Source organism: Antrihabitans spumae, from assembly GCF_043944905.1.
GTDB lineage: Bacteria > Actinomycetota > Actinomycetes > Mycobacteriales > Mycobacteriaceae > Antrihabitans > Antrihabitans spumae.
Window position 1 is genome coordinate 1 of sequence record NZ_JBIMSN010000095.1, and the last position, 764, is coordinate 764.

Annotated in this window: 1 protein-coding gene; it reads left to right on the forward strand. The window is 62.4% G+C overall.

Going from position 1 to position 764, the window contains the following annotated elements:
- Positions 1-369: 369 nt before the first annotated feature.
- Entirely contained in the window at positions 370-522 is a 153-nt protein-coding gene (locus tag ACHIRB_RS20760) for a hypothetical protein (RefSeq protein WP_395117802.1), read from the forward strand.
- The last annotated feature ends 242 nt before the right edge of the window (positions 523-764 follow it).

Here is a 764-nt window from a genome sequence, read left to right on the forward strand (position 1 = left end):
GGCAAACACGTTGACGATTCACCACCCCGTTGTCGTCACCCCCAGAGACCGCCAACAGTCGGTTCCCTGTTTCTACGCCGGGCGTTACGTGGCCTGCTGTGCTCATGGTGTCGTCTCGGAGCAACGTAGACCTGGACACCGATGTAGCCGCGGCTTACGGTTCATTCATCGTGTTGTCGGTGACAACCGGCCGACAGTGTCGATGCCTGCGCTGCAGCTGGGATGAATGTGGCTGTGTCACGGCTAGCGGTTGCTGGAACTAGTTTGATGTACGAGCTGATCGAGAGTGCGGTTGTGCGCACGCGGTGTCCGGGTCGGTGGGTGGCGCTCGGGAGCCCCTCTACTCGCACGTCGAGGATCCGATCATGAGTGGATGCTCGCGACATCATCGGCAGGCGTACCGGTCGCGTGTCGTGGTCGGCCGGCCTACCCGTCCCCCGGCTCCGGCGGCGTGATCGTTTGATCGCGGTCATCGATCGGGTCGGTGGTCCGCCGACGTTCCACGTGAAACATGGCGATTGATCTGAGTGATTGGTAGCCCCAGGAGATTGCGGAGAAGCGTTGTATGAGCCGCGGCATCCACAACCGTCGGACGACCCGCCGCCAGTCCCCCCGAAGCTGGAACACGACGGTCAGGTGGGTCTGACAAGTACTCAAGTTGCGGCGAACGGATCGTCGCCTGCCAAGACCGGTGACTGTCGCGGACGGGCCTTGACCCCGGATGTTGGACACGGCGATATCTGGTTACGCGGCCAGGTTGAGGT